We start from the raw sequence: 16,850 nt of genomic DNA, 5'->3' as shown, positions 1-16,850 counted from the left end.
TGGCCGCGAACCGTTCACCCCGCGCACGGCATCAATGTCGGTGAGGGGTTTCACCGACGTCGTCGCCACCATCGCGTCGGCGTCGGTGAAGTACTACTGCCCCGGGAGCGATGGCCGCGCCGCGGCTCGCCGGTGGAGCCGCAGGGGGGTTCCACCCCGACGTCGGCGCGCCCTCCCCGGGCAAATCCGAACCCGGTTGCCGGACGAGAACCACCGGCAGCCGGGTTCCTTTCGCTGTGCGTGATCAGCTCAAACCAGCGACGATCGCCGCCCGCACCGGATCACCGACGGGTAGGCCCTTGGCCACCCGGCGCCAGGCGTTGCGCCCGGCCGTCAGCGAGCAGCGCACCGCGTCGGTGACCGCCGAGGTGTGCGTGCCACCGAGTGCCGTACCCGGCAGCAGCGAGATCTCGAGATCCTCGGACATGGTGAGCGACTTGGTGACGACCTGTCCGGTGAGCGTGCCGTCGTCATCGGCGTAGAGGACGACGAGCAATTCGGTGCTCTCGGCCCCGAGACGCACCGCGACCCGCACGATGTCACCCGCCGCGGCCCGAGCGCCGAACGAGTGCACCGAGATTCGCGTCTGCTCCGCACCCGCGGGCGAGCGGGTGAATTCGATCCCCAACTCCCGGTCGCGCTGCTTCTGCAATGTTCGGGTCGCCGGCTTCTCGCTCTCCGACGACGCGGCGAGCGGCTGCACGGTCCAGCCGGGCACCGTCATCGCGGCGCGGCGCGCACCGACATCGACGACAGTGGCCGAACGGCCCTGCCTCGACCCGATGTCGCCGCGCAGCAGCCGCTCGGCGATCCGGGCCCCCGCCGCCGCGGACTCCGCGTCGGCATCCGGACCGTCGGACTCGGCGAAGGCGATCAGTACGTCGATGTCGACCGGCAGACTCAACCGGTCCGCGTCATGATCCGGCGCCATCACGGTGTCTCCTCGTTGTCCCGTTCGTCGAGCTGCGCGCGGACGGCCGCGCGCAGCAACTTGGCTCCTGCCGCGCGTAATCGCTTGACCTTCTGCTGACTGAACCGCAGGTCCTGCGCCACCTCGCCGGTGGTCAGCACATCGGTGTAGCTGCCGTCCTCGGCGATCACGAAGGTCGCGCGGAGCACAGCCGCGGTCTCCGCGTGCGTGATCGAGGCCAGCGCGTTCAGCAGGACAGTGCGGTCGGCGAGCCGCTCCTCGACGTCGCCGGACCGGTGATCCTCGAGGACGAGCACAGCCGACTCGTAGTCGACCCGTCGGCCGGGGTGGCGCTTCTCGGCCGTGCGACTGCGCCGGTCCTGCAGCACCTGCCACTGAAGTCGCTTGATCACCAACGCTTTCCAGTGCCGGATGCGCTCGGTGGGTAGTGTCGCGGTGAGCTCGACCATGGTGTCCTGGGCGACATCCTCGAAGTCGCCGCGCCTGTCCGGGTCGAGCCGATCCAGGACGTAGCGTGCCTTGATCGCGGCGTAGCTCGACATGGTGACCAGATCGACGCCGAAGATGTGATCGACCACCGCGGGGCGCAGCCGTTCGGGAACCTCGCTCCAGGCGGCGCCGAGCCACTCGTCCAAGGGTTCAGTGCTCATCCGGCATCTCCACTCGGCCGAGGACGGGCACGCCACGACTCGGCTTCGCGATGGCGACCGTGCCGAGGTGAGGCAGCGGCCTGCGGTATGGGTTCGAGCCTGTCGCATCGCGGAGCCTCCTGTCGGTTCGATCGGCTCTTACACAGATGCGGTCGCGGCCCGCAGCGGTTCGCTCGGTCGGCATCGACGGTGTCCGCGCGGCTCAGGTCGGGCAGGCCGGGGAGGCGACCATGAACGAGAACGCGATCTGGCAGTACCAGGCCTTCTCGACCTTCCACTTCCCGTCCTCGGCGACGAAGTTCACGATGATCGGCTGCGGCGGGCTGTTGTCGACGGCGGCGGTGCCCTCGGCGAGCATGCCGGGTGGTGCGGTGCGGGTGCCCGTGATGGTGATCGTGACAGTGGTGCCGCTCTGCCGCGGTGCGTCGGCGACCCGGTTCGGCAGTTCGGGGTCGCTCCCGATGCCCTGGATCAGCTCGAGCTTCTCGGCATTGGGCACGCTCGCGTCGAGCAGCCAGTACAGCAGTCGGCCGACTTCGTCGGCGCTCGGCAGCGGCGGTGGTGCGGAGATCTCGTGCGCGACGACCGCGGTCGGCTTCGCGCCGGTGTCCTCGTCGGCGGCACAGCTCGCCGATATCGGGAGCGTGACGAGCAGGGCCGCCGCGGTCAGAGTGCGGCCGGCTAGGTGTCGTCTCGACAACGTGGTCCCCTGGGTCGATCGGTGGTGTGCTGGAATTTCATCGTATCGGGGCGTTCTCGCCAAGGCTCACCGGTGAGGCCCGACGGAAGATGAGGGAGACATGGCGGTCGAATCGACCGATCAGCCGACGGACGCGTCGTTGTCCGACGACGCGGTGCTGATCGAGCTGACCGGCGCGTCGCAGCGCTGGCTGGCCCTGTGCCGCGCCGCCGTTGCCGCGGGGTCCGAGGCCACGAGCCGACTGCTGGAGCATCGGCGGGAGACGGGCGTGCTGGCGCGGCAGTCGCTGGCCCGCTGGAAGGACATCGCCGCCGACGATCTGCTCGAGGAGGAGTCCGAGGATCCCGACGCGCAGGACCTGCGGACCACTGCCGATCTGTCCGCGGCACGCGCGATGGCGGTGCTGGCGAGGGCCCTGACCGGTTCATTCGACACCGACGACGCGTGCGCGTCGTTCCTCGACCACGCCGAACGCGCCGGACTGACCTCGGTCGGTACCCAGTTGTTGCCCGCGGGCACGCCGATCACCAGTGCGAACGCTCCACTCGGTGAGATCGTGCGCCATCTGCTCGGACAGGGCGCTCACCCGGCGCGCGGGTACGCCATCATGGCCGCGCTCGAGTTGTCCGGGCACACCCTCCCGGTCGTGCGCAGCAGCCGGATCAGCGTGCTGTTCGCGAGTTTCGGCGGCAGCGGCGAGGTGGGCGTGCTGCGCCTGGACCAGGTCAGAGGCGGACCGAGCGGCCTGCACCCCGACCCGGCACGAATGGGTTTCCTGCAGGCCGATCGCGCCTTCACCGACAGTCTCGACATGGCATGGCGAATCAGCAGATTGGCGGGCACCGACGCGTGTGTGCGATGGTCGGTCTCGACGCACGGCAGCGCCCCGGCCAACGACATCAACGGCGCGTCGATGGGCGCGGCGTTCGCGGTCGCCCTCGACGATCTCGCGCCGCGCCACGCCCTGCTGCGAAGGCTGCGGCCCCGACGCCTCGATCCCGAGTGCGCGGTCACCGCTGGCCTGTCCGGTGCGAATCTGACGGCGGTCGGTGGCTACGCGGGCAAACTGACTGCCGCGCAACGCTCTTCGCTGCGAGTGGTGGTGGCATCGGAGGCCCTCCGGGAAGCCGCCGACGAGGCGCCACAGAATTTCGCCGACCGGATCTCGGCCGCCCGCACGGTGACTGAGGCGATCGCCGAGACGCGTACACGGGCCAACTACGCGCTGTGGATCGTTTCCGTCGCGGCCGGGCTGGCCGTACTGCTGGCGGTGGTGTCGGTGGCCGAGGTGATCCAGCTGCGCAGCGCGGACACGACCGCGCGCGCGGAATCGAATTCGCGCCTGTTCGCCGGTGTCGCCCGTGGCGGCGGCAACCTCAATCCCGCGCTGTCCCAACAGATCGCGCTCGCCGCCTACCGCACCGCCCCGACCGAGGAGGCGCGGTCGGCGCTGTTGGAGAACACCGCGACGAACGCGCCGATCCGGATCAGCCCCGGCGTGGTGCTCGGCCGCGGGGTGGTCTTCGATCCCGACGCGCCGCGCATCGCGACCACCGAGCGGGGCGATGTGATCGCGATCGGTGAAGGCGACGGCTCCGTGGAATTGGTGCGGGTGACCGATTCCGGCGTCGACCGCTGGCCGCGGTTCGCCACCGAGAGCGGACACATCCGCGCTGTCGCGATGAGCGCCGATCACGCATGGTTGGTGGTCGCGGGCGATCTGCGATCGGCATTGTGGAACATCGCCGACCCGGGCGCGCCGCGCCTGGTGACCGAGTTCCCACTCGGCGGCCGGTTGCCCTCTTCGGTGGCGCTGAGTCCCGATCTCGGGTTCGTCGCGATCGGCACCCACACCGCGACGATCTCGAGCTGGCGCCTCGGCGACGATCCCGCGCACCCGGTCGCCCTGCCGACGGTGTCGGCCTCGGGTCGGCGTGCAGAGGTCGCCCTGAGTGATCGCACGCTCGTCATCGCGGTGCCGTCGCTGATCAGCGGGATCTGGACGACCACGGTGCGCGCCTGGAACATCGAGACCCTCGACCGCGAGCAGGCACCGATCTTCGATCGTCGCCTCGAACGGCCCGGCGGCGCGGAGGCCAGGTCGGTCGAGTTCCACGCTGACGGGACGGTGCTGGCCATCGGACTCAACCCGGGCGAGGTGGCGCGCTGGCGAGTCGGCGCGGGCGGGTTCGACCCGATGCCCGCGGTGACGCGGGGCGCCAACGAATACCTCGACGTGTCACTGACCGCGGACGGTCGATCCGCGGTGATCGTCGGCGGCGATTCCAGGGCGCGCATTCGCGATCTGGACACCGGCGAGGACCTGGTCACGTTCCCGATCGACATGGTCGCGCGGGCGCGTTTCCTGCGTGGTGGAAGATCGCTGGTGACAACGAGTTTCGACCACGCCGTGCATGTATTCGAGCTGCCGGGCCCGATCGTGTCGACCAGTTCGCTGACGCTGTTCCGGTTTCCGCTCGACCAGCCCGCCCTCCCGCACGAACTGTTCCCCCCGCTGCGAAAGCTGGCCAGAGCGCCGTACCCCACCGACCGGGCGCTGCTCGACGGCGACCCCGCGGGCCTGATCGATGTCGTCGCGATCGCCCCGAACGGGACCAGGGCGGTCACCAGAACGGAATACGAGATCCAGGTCTGGGATATCACCGACCCCGGCATGCCGCGTCGGGTCGGCGTGCCGTTCAGCGCGGTGGGCGTCGACATCCGCGCGATCACCTTCAGCCCCGACGGCACGTTGGCCATCGGCCGCAGCTTGACCCAGACCGTCGAGATCTTCGATGTCACCGGCGAACCCCGGCTGCGGTCGAGTATCCGTTTCGGCCGCGGCTACCCGACCTCGCTCGCGTTCAGCCCGGACGGCGGGCTGCTCGCCGTGGGTAGCCACCGCACCGGCAATGTCAGCGTCTACTCGACCGCGTCGACCGAGCGGCCCATCGCCGAACTGTCCGATCTGCGAACCCCGGGACAGACCATCGCGCTGGCCCTGAGCTCGCGCGCCACCCTCGCGGTCGGCACCCTCACCGGCGCCTTCGTCTATCAGCTCGGGCCGCCGGGTACCGCGCCGCGCGCGCTGGCCGCGCCCTCGGGCGCCAACGGTTCGGCGGGTTCGGTGGCGTTCGACCCGAACGGAACCCGGCTCGCCATCGACGACATCGTCAGCGGCACCATCCTGCTCTGGGACTACGCCGACCCCGCGCACCCCACCGCCTACGCCACCATCGCCAGGGGCCTGCGCCACCGGCAACCCACCATGCTGGCCTTCGCCGCCGACGGCACCGTACTCACCGAGTCCGCGGTCGACGGCACGCTGCGTCAATGGCGCACCGACGCCGCCGCCGAAGCCGATCGGATCTGTGCCAGCGGTACTACGCCGATCACCCGCGAGGAATGGGCGGTTGCCCTGCCCGGCCACGGCTATGTGAACACCTGCCCGGCACGCTGATCGGCCCGTTCTCGACTATGGGGGCGCGCCCTCGTCAGTGCGTATGCGGGGCCCGTTCGGGCACGTGCCTGGGCCCGTGTGCCTCGGCGCACGGGTGGGAATCGCGGTTGCCGATGGCGAGCAACGTCGGGCTCGCGTGGTCGACCTGCAGGGTGACGTGCTCGATGTGGTGGTCGTGATCGAGCATGTGTGCGATGTCCTCACGGACCGCATGGCAATCGTGGCCGGGCCGCACGAGCACATGGGCCGACAGCGCGGGGGAGCCGGAGGTGATCTCCCAGATGTGCAGGTCGTGGACTTCGGTGACGCCGTCGCGCGCGGCCATAGCGGCGCCGATCCGCGCGGGGTCGAGGTGTTCGGGCGCGGCCTCGAGGAAGATCCGGCTCGAGGCCTTGATCAGCCCGACGCCGGCCTTGATCATCAGCGCCACCACGATCAGCGTGGCGACCACGTCGGCCTGGACCCACCCGGTGAGGATGATGATCAGACCGGCGACCGCGGTGGCGATGAACGCGAACAGGTCGTTGAGAATGTGCTGGTAGGCGCCCTCGACATTGAGGCTGGTGCGGTCGGCGCGGCTGATCATCCAGGTGGCGAGCACATTCACGACGACGCCGACCAGCGCGGTGATCAACACCAGCCACCCGTGTACCTCCGGCGGCTCGAACAGTCGGCGAATCGCCTCGTAGCCGAGCCATGCCGCCAGGAGCAGCAGCGTCAGCCCGTTGGCCTGGGCCGACAGGATCTCGGCCCGTTTCCAGCCGAAGGTCATCCGCCCGGTCGCCGGGCGTGCCGCCAGGCGAATCGCCCACAGCGCCAGCGCGATCGAGGCGGCGTCGGTGGTCATATGGGCCGCATCGGAGAGCAGCGCCAGCGAACCGGCGATGACGCCGACGATCACTTCGCCGATCAGGAAGGTGACGATCACCGCCAGCGCGCCGGCCAGCCAGCGCCGATCGCTGTCGGCCGAAACCCCGTGGTCGTGCCCGTGCCCTGCGCCCATCACGTTCCCCTCTTCTGCGGTCCGATCGGTCGCAATCATATGCACACATCGCTATGTATGCAATACTCTCCTGGTCGAGCGTGATCGTCGCTGGTCACCCGGATGCGCGGCGTCGAATCCACCCTATGCCTGAGCGCGCGGTAGTGGTGCCGCGTCCCTGGCGGACGGTTCCGGGCATGACTGTGACGTCGCGAGATGTCCGGACGCTCGACGGGGGAAACGTCGTGAATTACTCGATCAGTCCTGATCGGGCCACGAATCGGCGACGACCAACTGCCCCGCCGCCAGGAGCAGCGCGTAGTGCGCGGCGATCACGCCGCTGGGGTAGGTCGGCCAGAACGACACCGCCCCGGTCGCCTTGTCGATCACGTACACCGAGCCGCCGATCGGGATCGGCCGATCCGGTGGCGCGTGCAACGGCTGCACCGCGAAAACCGCGAAGCCGTCGGCGAATTCGACGATCCTGCGATCGTGGCCCGGCAGGTCGGCCGGTAGATGTTCGGCCGCCACGCGGGTGGCCTCGGCCCGGTCGACCGGCGTCTGCGCGTCGGTCGGATATGCATGGATGTTCACGTTGTTCGCTCCTCGTGGGCGATTGTCGTCGCCCGGAACCGATCGTGGGCGTATTCGCCCGAATGCGCGAGCCCGTGATGATCGGGCACGGAAACGGAGCGAGCCCGGCGTCCCTGCTCCCCCCTCCTGGAGCAGGCCCGGCCGGGCTCGCGAGAACTACTTTCCGGTACACCCCCAGCGAGATCCTGAAGAGTCGCTTAACGCGCGACGTTGTCATCGGCGCGGTCGGGCGCGATAACCCCATATGACGGACAACACCTGCGGTGCGCGGTGCGCGCGCCTGTGTACCAGGGACGGACTGGCCGAGGTGCTCGCCACCGATCGCGGCCTGCTGCACTGGCGGGCGATGCGCAGTCTCGGCGACGCGGGCCTGGCCGAGCACGCGGTGCAGGAGACCCTGCTGCGGGGCTGGCGTTCGTGTCACGACTACGACAGCCGCAAAGGCAGCGTGCGGACCTGGCTGTCGGCGATCGAACACAATGTCATCGTCGACATCGTGCGGGCCAGATCCGTCCGCCCCGGTGACGTGGGCTGGGACGACATCACCGAGGTGTCCGTCTGCGGCAAACCGGATTTCGCCGACGGCCTGGTCGACGGATTGCTGGTCGATCAACTACTCGCCCGGCTCCCGGAACCGCAGCGAGCCGCCGTGACCGAGGTGATCTTGCACGATCGCGGCTACCGGGAGGTCGCCGCGGATTTCGGTATTCCGATCGGCACCGTGAAGACCCGCGTGCACTACGCGCTGCGGTCGTTGCGCCAATTGCCGGAGGTTGCCTGATTCGGCCCGGTGGCAGCTCATCTGGGCATCTGAACAGCTTATTTCGATCCTCCCATCCCGTTGCATTTCGGTAACTGCACTTGCCCTCTGGTTGTCAGAGTTGCAAGAGTGAACTACTGGGTTTGGTGTTACCAGGTGTTACCAATGGGAAGGGAGGGGTGCTCCGGTCCCGGAGCGCCGACCGAACATGGAACCAAACATCAGCAAGGCCGGAATCTGCGCCAGCGTCTCCGCCGCGGTGGTGGTGTCGCTGTCGGGATTGGTCCCCATGACCGCCATCGCCGCCCCTGAACCCGCGACCAGCGAGCACCAGCTCGCCGGTAGGACGATCTTCCTCGACCCCGGCCACCAGGGGTCGGCGCATTCCGAGGATCTGAGCCGCCAGGTCGACAACGGCCGCGGCGGCACCAAGGACTGCCAGACCACCGGCATGACCACACTCAACGGCGTCCCCGAACACACCATCAACTGGGACGTCGCCCAGCTCGTGCGCGCATCGCTGGAGGCACTGGGTGCCGACGTGGTGCTGAGCCGCGCCGACGACACCGGGTGGGGCGGCTGCGTGGACGATCGCGCTCGCGCCGCCAACCAGTCGGGCGCCGACGTAGCGGTGAGCATTCACGCCGACAGCGCGGGCCCCGACCAGCACGGCTTCCACCTGATCGTGCCGCAGCTGCCCATCCCCGACTCGATCGCCGACAAGGCGCAGTCCGGCGGTGGCCGACTCGTGTCGAGCGCGGTGCGCGACGCCTATCTGGCGGCCGGCTTCACACCCGCCGACTACGCGGGCGTCAAGGCCGGTCTGCAGACCCGCGAGGACGTGGCAGGCCCGGCTCTGACGCAGGTGCCGCTGGTATTCGTCGAAATGGGCAACGGCGCCAATGCCGGCGACGCCGCCCGTCTGGAATCGCGCGAAGGTCAGCTCGAGCACGCGATCGCCATCGCGACCGGCGTCGCCGCGTTCCTGCTGAACAAGCCGATTCCCGCGCATGCCGCCGCGCCGAAACGCGCGTCGGCCGCCGATCCGACCGAGATTCCCTCGCCGAGCGCCCACGGAACGGTACCGGGATCGGACGGAGCTGCCACTCCGGCCGAGGTACCCACCGATCCCGCGACGCCCGCCGAGGGCACGAACGACAGCGCGGTGCCGACCACCCATCCCGCCGAACCCACCCAGCCGTCGAAGAAGCCCGGCGGGGTCACGGCGTCGCCGTCCGCACCGGAACAGTCGTCTCCCTCGACGACTACAACGCCGAGAGCCGGAGCGCCCGATCGCGATCCGGCCGGTAGTCCGACCCCGCCCACCGTCACCGTGACCATCCCCGCCCGTGGTCCGGTCGCGGCTCCGGTAGCCCCGGTCCGCACCGCGGCCCCCGGTGAACAGGCCCGCACGGCGTCACCCGAGGCTCCCGCCGCACCTGCCACCACCCCGAAGAACCGCGGCACCAGCCCCAAAACCCAGTCGACGCCCAACGAATCCGAACTCGATCTGAGCTCGCTCGGCGGTCCGATCACCACCGTCATGACACTGCTCATGCCCCTGGCCCAAGCACTCGGCATGGACGAGTCGACGATCCCCGGCCAGCTGATCAATCTCGCGTACACCCTGGTGGGATTGGTTTTCGGCCCGTCCTGACACCTGATATCCGCCCGGCACACCGCCTACCTCCGATCGCGGAGGTAGGCGGTGTGCCGCGTGGCGAGGACCGGTCGGCCTCGCCGCACCGAGGTGATGGCAGCATGGGTGCGGTGATTCCTGTCGTGATCGTTGCTGGGTTTCTCGGTTCAGGGAAGACGACCCTGCTCAATTACCTGTTGCGCAACAATCGGGGGACCCGGATCGGGGTGGTGGTCAACGATTTCGGGGCGGTGAACATCGACGCGATGCTGGTGGCGGGGCAGGTCGACGCGATGGTGTCGCTGGGCAACGGATGTGTGTGCTGCGCGGTGGACGTATCCGAACTCGACGATCTGTTCGCCCGGCTCGCACAACCACGCAGCGCGGTGGATGTGATCGTGGTGGAGGCCAGCGGGCTGGCCGAGCCACGCAACCTGATCCGGATGGTGATCGCCAACCCGAACCCGCGCATCGCCTACGGCGGGTTGGTCGAAGTGGTCGATGCCGAGCAGTTCACCACCACCAGCGCGCGACACCCCGAACTGATGACCCATCTGCGGATGGCGGACCTGGTACTGGTGAACAAGGCCGATCGGATCGAGGCGCAGGCGCTGGCCGGTTTGCGCGCGGAGTTGGCCGACTGGATCGGCCAGGTCCCGATCTACGCGACGACGCACGGTCGCATCGATCCGGGCCTGCTGTTCGACGATCGAGCGCCCGATCGGCCGTCCGTGGCCGAGCAGCTGAGCTTCGACCTGCTGCTCGACCACCACGACCATGACGACCCCGACCATCGCCACCTCCACGACGACTACGTCTCGCTGGCCTTCACGAGCGAGCGCGCGTTGAATCCTCGTGCGCTGGTGGACTTTCTGGAAGATCCGCCGTCAGGTCTGTTCCGCGCCAAGGGATGCGTCGCGTTCGCGGTGGCCGGGGAGCGACGCAAGTTCGTGGTCCACCTGGTCGGCAGGCATGTGGTCCTCACCCCCGCGAACTGGGCACGCGGCGAGCGACGTGTCTCCAACCTGGTGCTGATCGGCGCCGGACTGGATACCGAGGCCGCGTCGAAACGCCTGCACGACACCATCTTCGACGGTGAGACGCTGCTGGACGAGGGGGAGATGCTCAGCGTGTGGCGTTACGCCACGCCCTAGCGTCGAGACGCTCAGCCGCAGGCGTTGACCCACTCGGAAAGCCCGTCGGCGAACAACTGTCGCTTCCAGATCGGCACCTCGTGCTTGATCCGGTCGACCAGCCCGGCGCAGACCGCGAACGCCTCGGCCCGGTGCGGCGCGGCCACCGCCACCACGATCGCCAGCCCGCCGATCGTCAGCGCTCCGATACGATGCGACGCCGCGACCGGAAGTCCGCTCGCCTGCGCCACTTCCGCGCAGATCGCGTGCAGGAATCGCTGCGCCTGTGGATGCGCCGAATACTCCAGCGACGTCACCGCCTGCCCGCCGTCGTGGTTGCGCACCTTGCCGGTGAACACCACCACCGCGCCGAATTCCGGTCCTTCGACAGCCTTTTCGACGGCGAGGGGATCGAGGTCCTGATCGCTGATGGTCGCGAGTCGAACCGCGCCGAAGTCACTCATGGTCGCCGCCTCCGGCTACTTGCGCTAGCAGATGATCCAACAGCGGTTCCAGCACCGCTATCCCGTCTTTCACCCCGCCGGGCGAACCGGGCAGGTTCACCACAACGGTCCGACCGGCCAGTCCGGCAACACCGCGACTGAGCGCCGCGAGGGGGAATTTCGCGGTCCCACGCTGCCGAATGGCATCGGCGACACCGGGTAGTTCACGATCGAGCACCGCGCGCGTGGCCTCCGGTGTCGCGTCGGTGGGGGACGCGCCGGTACCGCCGGTGGTGACGACCAGCGACGGCTCGTGGCCCAGTGCGTCGGCCAGCCCGGCGGCGATCTCGGCATCGGCGTAGACCAGCGGCCCACGCACCGAAAAGCCCTGCGCGGTCAGCCAATCGGCGAGAACGGGACCGGTGGTGTCGACGCGGGTGCCCGCCGCGGTGCCGGTAGACGCGACAACGACCACAGCGGTCCGCGAAAATGCCTGGGCGTCAACCGATTCCGACTCGGCGCCGCTTTCCGCGACTTCGGTGGTCGTCGGCGCGGACCCTTCGTCGGCATCCGCGTCCACCTGTGCCAACCGGTCCAGCGCGGGTGTGCCTGCATCGGAGCGACCCTCGGGGCGCACCCAATGTCCGTGCTTTCCACCCTCTTTGGTGATCAGGCGAACCCCGTTCATCACGGCAGCGGGATCCACCGCCTTCACCATGTCGTGCAGCGTCAGCCCGGCCACGGCGACAGCGGTCAGCGCCTCCATCTCGACCCCGGTGGGCCCCTTGGTCTTCGCGGTCGCCTCGACCGTGATGGTGGTCTCGGTGAACCCGAACTCGACCTTCACCGACGACAAGGCCAGCTGATGACACAGCGGTATCAGCTCGGAAGTCTTCTTCGCACCGGCTATTCCGGCCAATCGCGCCGTGGACAGCACGTCGGCCTTCGGCATCCCCTCGGCCCGCACCAACGCCACCACTTCCGCGGTCGTCTGCAATTCGCCTGCGGCGACAGCGATTCGGGTGGTGTCGGCTTTCGCGCTGACATCGACCATGCGCGCGCGACCCTCGCGGTCGACGTGGGACAACTCGCTCATAGGGACAAGATTCGCACAGGGACACCGGTGGCCAGCGAGGTGACCTCGGCGGGAACGTCGACGAGGACATCGGCCCAGGCCATCCCCGCGATGAGATGCGAACCGGGGCCCGAGATCACTTCGACCCCATCCTCGGTGAGCAGACCGCGCAGGTATTGGCGACGGCCCGCGGGCGAACGCAGCGGTGTGAGCAGCGTGGTCTCGCCGCTCACGAGCTCGGACAACCCGGCCAGCGCGCGCACCACGGGGCGCGCGAACACGGCGTAGGACACCATCGTGCTCACCGGATTACCCGGGAAACTGAGCACCGGAACCCCGTCGACCACCGTGTAGCCCTGCGGCCCGCCGGGCTGGACCGCGACCGAGCCGAACGTCCCGCCGAGCGGACCCAGCACATCCCGCACGACCTCGAAGTCGCCCTTGGACACGCCACCGGAGGTGAAGACCAGGTCGGCGGCAGCGGTCGCGGCACGCAGTATCGAGGCGAACACCGCGGGGTCGTCGGTGCTGTGCGCGACCTCGACCACCTCGACACCGTCGGCCCGCAACGCGGCGGCCAGCGCGATGCCGTTGGAGTTGTAGATCTGGCCCGGCGCCAGCTCGGCGCCTGCGGGCCGGAGTTCGTCCCCGGTGGTGATGCAGACGGCGCGTAATCGACTCAGCACGGGCACGGTGGGCAGCCCGACCGCGGCCAGTGCCGCGATGTGGCGAGGCGCGAGCACCGTGCCCGCCCGGGCGACGAGCTCGCCGGTGCGCACGTCGGTACCGGCCTCGCGCACGAATTCGCCGCGTCCACGGCCACGCTCGACCACGATCCGTCCGTCGCCGGCCTGCACATCCTCGACCGGCACCACACAGTCGGCGCCGGGAGGCATCGGCGCACCCGTCATCACCTTCAACGCCGATCCGGCGGGCAGCTCGTCGGTGCCCGGCTTGCCCGCCGCCACCACGCCGACCACCGGCAGCGACACCGGGGTGACGGCCACATCGACCGCGCGCACCGCGTAGCCGTCCATCGCCGAGTTCCGGAACACCGGCAGATCGATGGGCGAGGCCACATCGGCCGACAGCGTGCGGCCCAGCGCCTCCGGCACCGGGACCTCGTCGTGCGGGCGCTCGGCGAGATGGGCCAGCAGCGCGGCGACGGTGTCGCGGTACTCGTCGACGCTGCGCGCCGACGCGGTAGCAGGCCGGGGAGTCATGCTGCCAGCTTAATCGTCACCATCGGGGCCGGTCGGGGTCGCGTTGCTCACGGTGCGCGGTGATGCGCGGTGAGCTGACGAGTTCGCGAAGAATCGGCCCGGCGCACGGAATGTGACGGGCCTTACGAGTCATACTGTAGAGATGACGCTGGTCGAAATGGGGATACCCGCCGTGCGATCGGAGCGTCCGTCCCTGGACGGCAGGCCCGACACGCCGTTCCTCGTCGACCGCTTCGGCCGAACCGCCCGCGACCTGCGCGTGTCCATCACCGAGAAATGTTCGCTGCGCTGCACCTACTGCATGCCCGAAGAGGGCCTGCCGCCGATCCCGCGCCAGGAGCTGCTCACCACCGACGAGATCGTGCGACTGGTATCGCTGGCCGTGCGTGAACTGGGTGTGCGGGAGGTGCGGTTCACCGGCGGCGAACCGCTGATGCGCCGCGAACTGGAACAGATCATCGCGGGCTGTCACGCGGCGGTGCCCGGCACCCCGTTGGCCATGACGACGAACGGCGTCGGCCTCGAACATCGCATCCACAAGCTCGCCGCGGCCGGTCTGACCAGGGTCAATGTCTCCCTCGACACCGTCGACCGGGAAGATTTCACCCGCCTTACCCGCCGCGACCGGTTGGAGTCGGTCCTCAACGGCATCCGGGCCGCGCGCGAGGCGGGCATGGCGCCGGTGAAGGTCAACGCCGTGTTGATGCGCTCGAACCTGGCCGGTGCGGCCGATCTGCTGGCGTGGTGTCTGGCCGAGCAGTGCGAACTGCGCTTCATCGAGGAGATGCCGCTCGACGCCGACCACGAGTGGGCGCGCGATCACATGGTGACGGCCGCCGACCTGCTCGACGTCCTCGGCGAGCGTTTCACCCTGACCCCCACCGTGCGCGCCGACCCCTCGGCCCCCGCCGAGAAATGGCTGGTCGACGGCGGACCGGCGACGGTCGGCATCATCGCCACGGTCACCCGCAAGTTCTGCGACACCTGCGACCGCACCCGGCTCACCGCCGACGGCATGCTGCGCTCGTGCCTGTTCAGCGACCAGGAGTTCGATGTGCGCACCGCGCTGCGGGCAGGCGCCGACGACGACGAGGTCGCCGAGCTGTGGCGCGGCGCGATGTGGCAGAAATGGGCCGGTCACGGTATCGACGCCGCCGGTTTCGTCCCCCCGGAACGCACGATGGGAGCCATCGGTGGTTGAGGTCCGCTATTTCGCCGCCATCGCCGACGCGGTCGGCAAGAACACCGAATCGCTCGACCTTCCCGACGGCGCCACCGTCGCCGACCTGCGCGCCACCCTCGCCGCCACCTACGGTTCCGACATCGACAGCCTCGTCGGTGTCTGCGCCTTCCTCATCGGCGACGAGCTCACCCGCGACCCCTCGGCCATGCTCCGCGACCGAGTCGACGTGCTCCCACCCTTCGCGGGCGGCTAGCGGTGGTCCAGAGCAAGGCCCCCGATGTGGCGTCCTACCTCGCCGAACTACCGGAACACCGTCGCGAGGCGCTCACCGGACTGCGTGAGCTGTGCCTGCGGGAGCTGCCGGGCTTCACCGAGGTGATGTCCTACGGCATGCCCACCTACGAACGTGACGGCACCGCCGAGGTCGCCTTCGCCGGCCAGAAGCAGTACATCTCCTTCTACCTGCTGCGCGCCGACGTGCGCGCGGCGTTCGCCGATCGCCTGGCGGGTCAGGACATGGGCAAAGGCTGCTTGCGCTTTCGCAAGGAACCGGACTACGAGCTGGTCCGGGACCTACTGCGCGCCATCGCGTCCGGCGGCGGCGCGCCCTAGCGCCACCAGGTGTCGAGCGGAGTCACCGGGACGGTGCGCTTGTGGCGGGTGTTGGTGAAGATCGACTCCAGGCGCTGCGCGACCTCGGGGGTGACATCCTTGCCTTCGAGGTAGTCGTCGATCTCGCTGTAGCGCAGGCCGAGCGCGTCCTCGTCGGCGAGGGCCGGGCGGTCGTCTTCGAGGTCGGCGGTGGGGACCTTGGACCAGATGCTCGACGGTGCGCCGAGTTCTTGTAGCAGCGCCGCGCCCTGGCGCTTGGTGAGACCGGTGAGGGGCGTCAGGTCGACGCCGCCGTCGCCGAACTTGGTGAAGAACCCGGTGACCGCTTCAGCCGCGTGATCGGTGCCGACCACCAGCAGGCTTTCCTGCCCCGCGAGGGCGTACTGGGCGACCATCCGCTCGCGCGCCTTGATGTTGCCTCGGACGAAGTCACGTAAGCGCTCGTGATCGAGCGCGCCCGCGACCTCGATGCCGATGGCGTCGGCGCTGGGGCGGATGTTCACCACGACCGTGCGATCGGGATCGATGAAGTTCAGCGCGGTCTGCGCGTCGTGCTCGTCGGCCTGCACGCCGTAGGGCAGCCGCACCGCCAGGAATTTCGCGTCGACACCGTCGGCGCGCAGCTCCTCGACGGCCAGCTGGCACAGTCGCCCGGCCAGCGCGCTGTCCTGCCCGCCGCTGATCCCGAGGGCGAAGCCCTTGGCCGGGGTGGTGGCCAGGTAGTCCTTCAGGAAGTCGACGCGCTGTCGGACCTCCTGCTTCGCCTCGATCTCGGGCAGCACACCCAATTCGGCAATGATCTGTTCACGCAGTGTCCCCATGCGGTCTCACTCTACTTGGGGGACAGGCGAAACGACTCGGCGAACAAGCCATTCCCAGTTGTCGCCGATCTGATCACGGGTGTAGCCGAGCACCTCGACCTGGTAGATGACCAGCGCCGCCGACAGGGTGGACAGCAGCGTGTCGGCGATCAGCGCGATCTCGCCCTCGACGCCGACCGTGCGAAGCAGCAGCATGACGTGCGCCTTGTGCAGGGCGTAGGGCCCGCCGCCGAACCGCCCGTCCCGCTCCGCGGCCTGGTGCAGATCGCCCTCGACCTCGATATCGAGCAGCCGGGTGCGACCGAAGGCGATCAGCCGCTCGACCGGCGCTGCCTCGGGGCCGAGCGGTGCGGGCCCGAACATGAAAGCGGCCTGGAATTTCTGTTCGGAGTGATCCAGCAGCGCCAGCATCAGCCCGGTCCGATTGCCGAACCGGCGAAAGACCGTGCCCTTGCCGACGCCGGCGCGCTTGGCGAGCGCGTCCATCGTGAGGCCGTCGACACCGTGCTCACGCACCAGCTGCTGGGCCGCGTCGAGCAGCAGCGCGCGATTGCGCGCGGCGTCGGCGCGTTCGACGGGTTCGGCGCTGCCGGGCAACGGCTGTCCGATTCCCAGCATCGGCGGCTCGTCGGACTTGGGTGTGC

At 69.3% G+C, this 16,850-nt stretch carries 17 protein-coding genes; 7 read left to right on the top strand and 10 right to left on the bottom strand.

The genetic code is table 11. The annotated features are described in order from the left end of the window. Positions 1-244 precede the first annotated feature (244 nt). From NA12_RS11940 to NA12_RS11930, 3 genes are all read right to left on the bottom strand, one after another. Positions 245-931, bottom strand: coding sequence for a hypothetical protein (locus NA12_RS11940; protein ID WP_067449321.1), 687 nt, complete (start codon positions 929-931; stop codon positions 245-247). After that, positions 931-1,581, bottom strand: a complete 651-nt coding sequence (locus NA12_RS11935) for a hypothetical protein (RefSeq protein ID WP_067449319.1) — start codon at positions 1,579-1,581, stop codon at positions 931-933. The genes NA12_RS11940 and NA12_RS11935 overlap by 1 nt, the downstream gene beginning before the upstream one ends. 202 nt (positions 1,582-1,783) lie before the next feature. After that, positions 1,784-2,281 carry an MTB12 C-terminal domain-containing protein gene (locus NA12_RS11930; RefSeq protein WP_067449317.1) on the bottom strand — a complete coding sequence of 166 codons (498 nt, stop codon included), beginning with the start codon at positions 2,279-2,281 and terminating at the stop codon, positions 1,784-1,786. 100 nt (positions 2,282-2,381) lie between these two features. On the opposite strand from NA12_RS11930, the gene NA12_RS11925 reads away from it, so the two are divergent. Further along, entirely contained in the window at positions 2,382-5,741 is a 3,360-nt protein-coding gene (locus NA12_RS11925; RefSeq protein ID WP_067449315.1) for a WD40 repeat domain-containing protein, read from the top strand. Positions 5,742-5,775: 34 nt separating this feature from the next. Here the strand turns inward: NA12_RS11925 and NA12_RS11920 are convergent, their stop codons facing one another. Further along, positions 5,776-6,744, bottom strand: coding sequence for a cation diffusion facilitator family transporter (locus NA12_RS11920; RefSeq protein ID WP_067449517.1), 969 nt, complete (start codon positions 6,742-6,744; stop codon positions 5,776-5,778). 237 nt (positions 6,745-6,981) lie between these two features. Continuing rightward, entirely contained in the window at positions 6,982-7,317 is a 336-nt protein-coding gene (locus NA12_RS11915; RefSeq protein WP_067449313.1) for an SUKH-4 family immunity protein, read from the bottom strand. A gap of 244 nt (positions 7,318-7,561) precedes the next feature. Here NA12_RS11915 and NA12_RS11910 point away from each other — a divergent pair, with 244 nt between their 5' ends. From NA12_RS11910 to NA12_RS11900, 3 genes are all read left to right on the top strand, one after another. Beyond that, a complete protein-coding gene (locus tag NA12_RS11910; RefSeq protein WP_067449311.1) occupies positions 7,562-8,098 on the top strand; it encodes an RNA polymerase sigma factor in 537 nt (178 codons plus the stop codon). Between the two features lie 187 nt (positions 8,099-8,285). Continuing rightward, positions 8,286-9,734 carry an N-acetylmuramoyl-L-alanine amidase gene (locus NA12_RS35050; protein WP_067449309.1) on the top strand — a complete coding sequence of 483 codons (1,449 nt, stop codon included), beginning with the start codon at positions 8,286-8,288 and terminating at the stop codon, positions 9,732-9,734. A gap of 104 nt (positions 9,735-9,838) precedes the next feature. Beyond that, entirely contained in the window at positions 9,839-10,870 is a 1,032-nt protein-coding gene (locus NA12_RS11900) for a CobW family GTP-binding protein (protein ID WP_067449307.1), read from the top strand. Positions 10,871-10,881: 11 nt separating this feature from the next. Here the strand turns inward: NA12_RS11900 and NA12_RS11895 are convergent, their stop codons facing one another. The 3 genes from NA12_RS11895 to NA12_RS11885 are packed head-to-tail and all read right to left on the bottom strand — an operon-like array spanning position 10,882 to position 13,590. After that, complete coding sequence (locus tag NA12_RS11895; RefSeq protein WP_067449305.1) at positions 10,882-11,313, bottom strand: molybdenum cofactor biosynthesis protein MoaE; 432 nt, start codon at positions 11,311-11,313, stop codon at positions 10,882-10,884. Continuing rightward, positions 11,306-12,388: a bifunctional molybdenum cofactor biosynthesis protein MoaC/MoaB gene (gene moaCB, locus NA12_RS11890; RefSeq protein WP_067449303.1), complete on the bottom strand. Its 1,083-nt coding sequence runs from the start codon at positions 12,386-12,388 to the stop codon at positions 11,306-11,308. Before moaCB ends, NA12_RS11895 begins: the two co-directional genes overlap by 8 nt. After that, positions 12,385-13,590 carry a molybdopterin molybdotransferase MoeA gene (locus tag NA12_RS11885; RefSeq protein WP_067449301.1) on the bottom strand — a complete coding sequence of 402 codons (1,206 nt, stop codon included), beginning with the start codon at positions 13,588-13,590 and terminating at the stop codon, positions 12,385-12,387. Before NA12_RS11885 ends, moaCB begins: the two co-directional genes overlap by 4 nt. 142 nt (positions 13,591-13,732) lie before the next feature. On the opposite strand from NA12_RS11885, the gene moaA reads away from it, so the two are divergent. From moaA to NA12_RS11870, 3 genes are read left to right on the top strand one after another with little or no spacing between them, the layout of a single operon-like run. After that, entirely contained in the window at positions 13,733-14,791 is a 1,059-nt protein-coding gene (gene moaA / locus NA12_RS11880; protein WP_067449299.1) for a GTP 3',8-cyclase MoaA, read from the top strand. Beyond that, positions 14,784-15,026 (top strand): MoaD/ThiS family protein, encoded by a 243-nt coding sequence (locus NA12_RS11875; protein WP_056812377.1) that lies wholly within the window; start codon positions 14,784-14,786, stop codon positions 15,024-15,026. The genes moaA and NA12_RS11875 overlap by 8 nt, the downstream gene beginning before the upstream one ends. Positions 15,027-15,028: 2 nt before the next feature. Further along, complete coding sequence (locus NA12_RS11870) at positions 15,029-15,385, top strand: iron chaperone (RefSeq protein ID WP_067449297.1); 357 nt, start codon at positions 15,029-15,031, stop codon at positions 15,383-15,385. On the opposite strand, the gene nadE is transcribed toward NA12_RS11870, so the two are convergent. Both nadE and NA12_RS11860 read right to left on the bottom strand, forming a co-directional pair. Beyond that, the gene (gene nadE / locus NA12_RS11865; RefSeq protein WP_067449295.1) at positions 15,382-16,206 is read right to left on the bottom strand and encodes an NAD(+) synthase; all 825 of its coding nucleotides are present in this window, start codon (positions 16,204-16,206) and stop codon (positions 15,382-15,384) included. The two genes, NA12_RS11870 and nadE, sit on opposite strands and share 4 nt — an antisense overlap. A 6-nt stretch (positions 16,207-16,212) precedes the next feature. Beyond that, positions 16,213-16,824, bottom strand: coding sequence for a TetR/AcrR family transcriptional regulator (locus tag NA12_RS11860; protein WP_067449516.1), 612 nt, complete (start codon positions 16,822-16,824; stop codon positions 16,213-16,215). Between the last annotated feature and the right edge of the window lie 26 nt (positions 16,825-16,850).

Source organism: Nocardia alba NBRC 108234 (assembly GCF_001612665.1).
Lineage (GTDB): Bacteria > Actinomycetota > Actinomycetes > Mycobacteriales > Mycobacteriaceae > Nocardia > Nocardia alba.
Note: the sequence above shows the minus strand (reverse complement) of the source record. Positions and strands in the feature narration are given on the sequence as shown.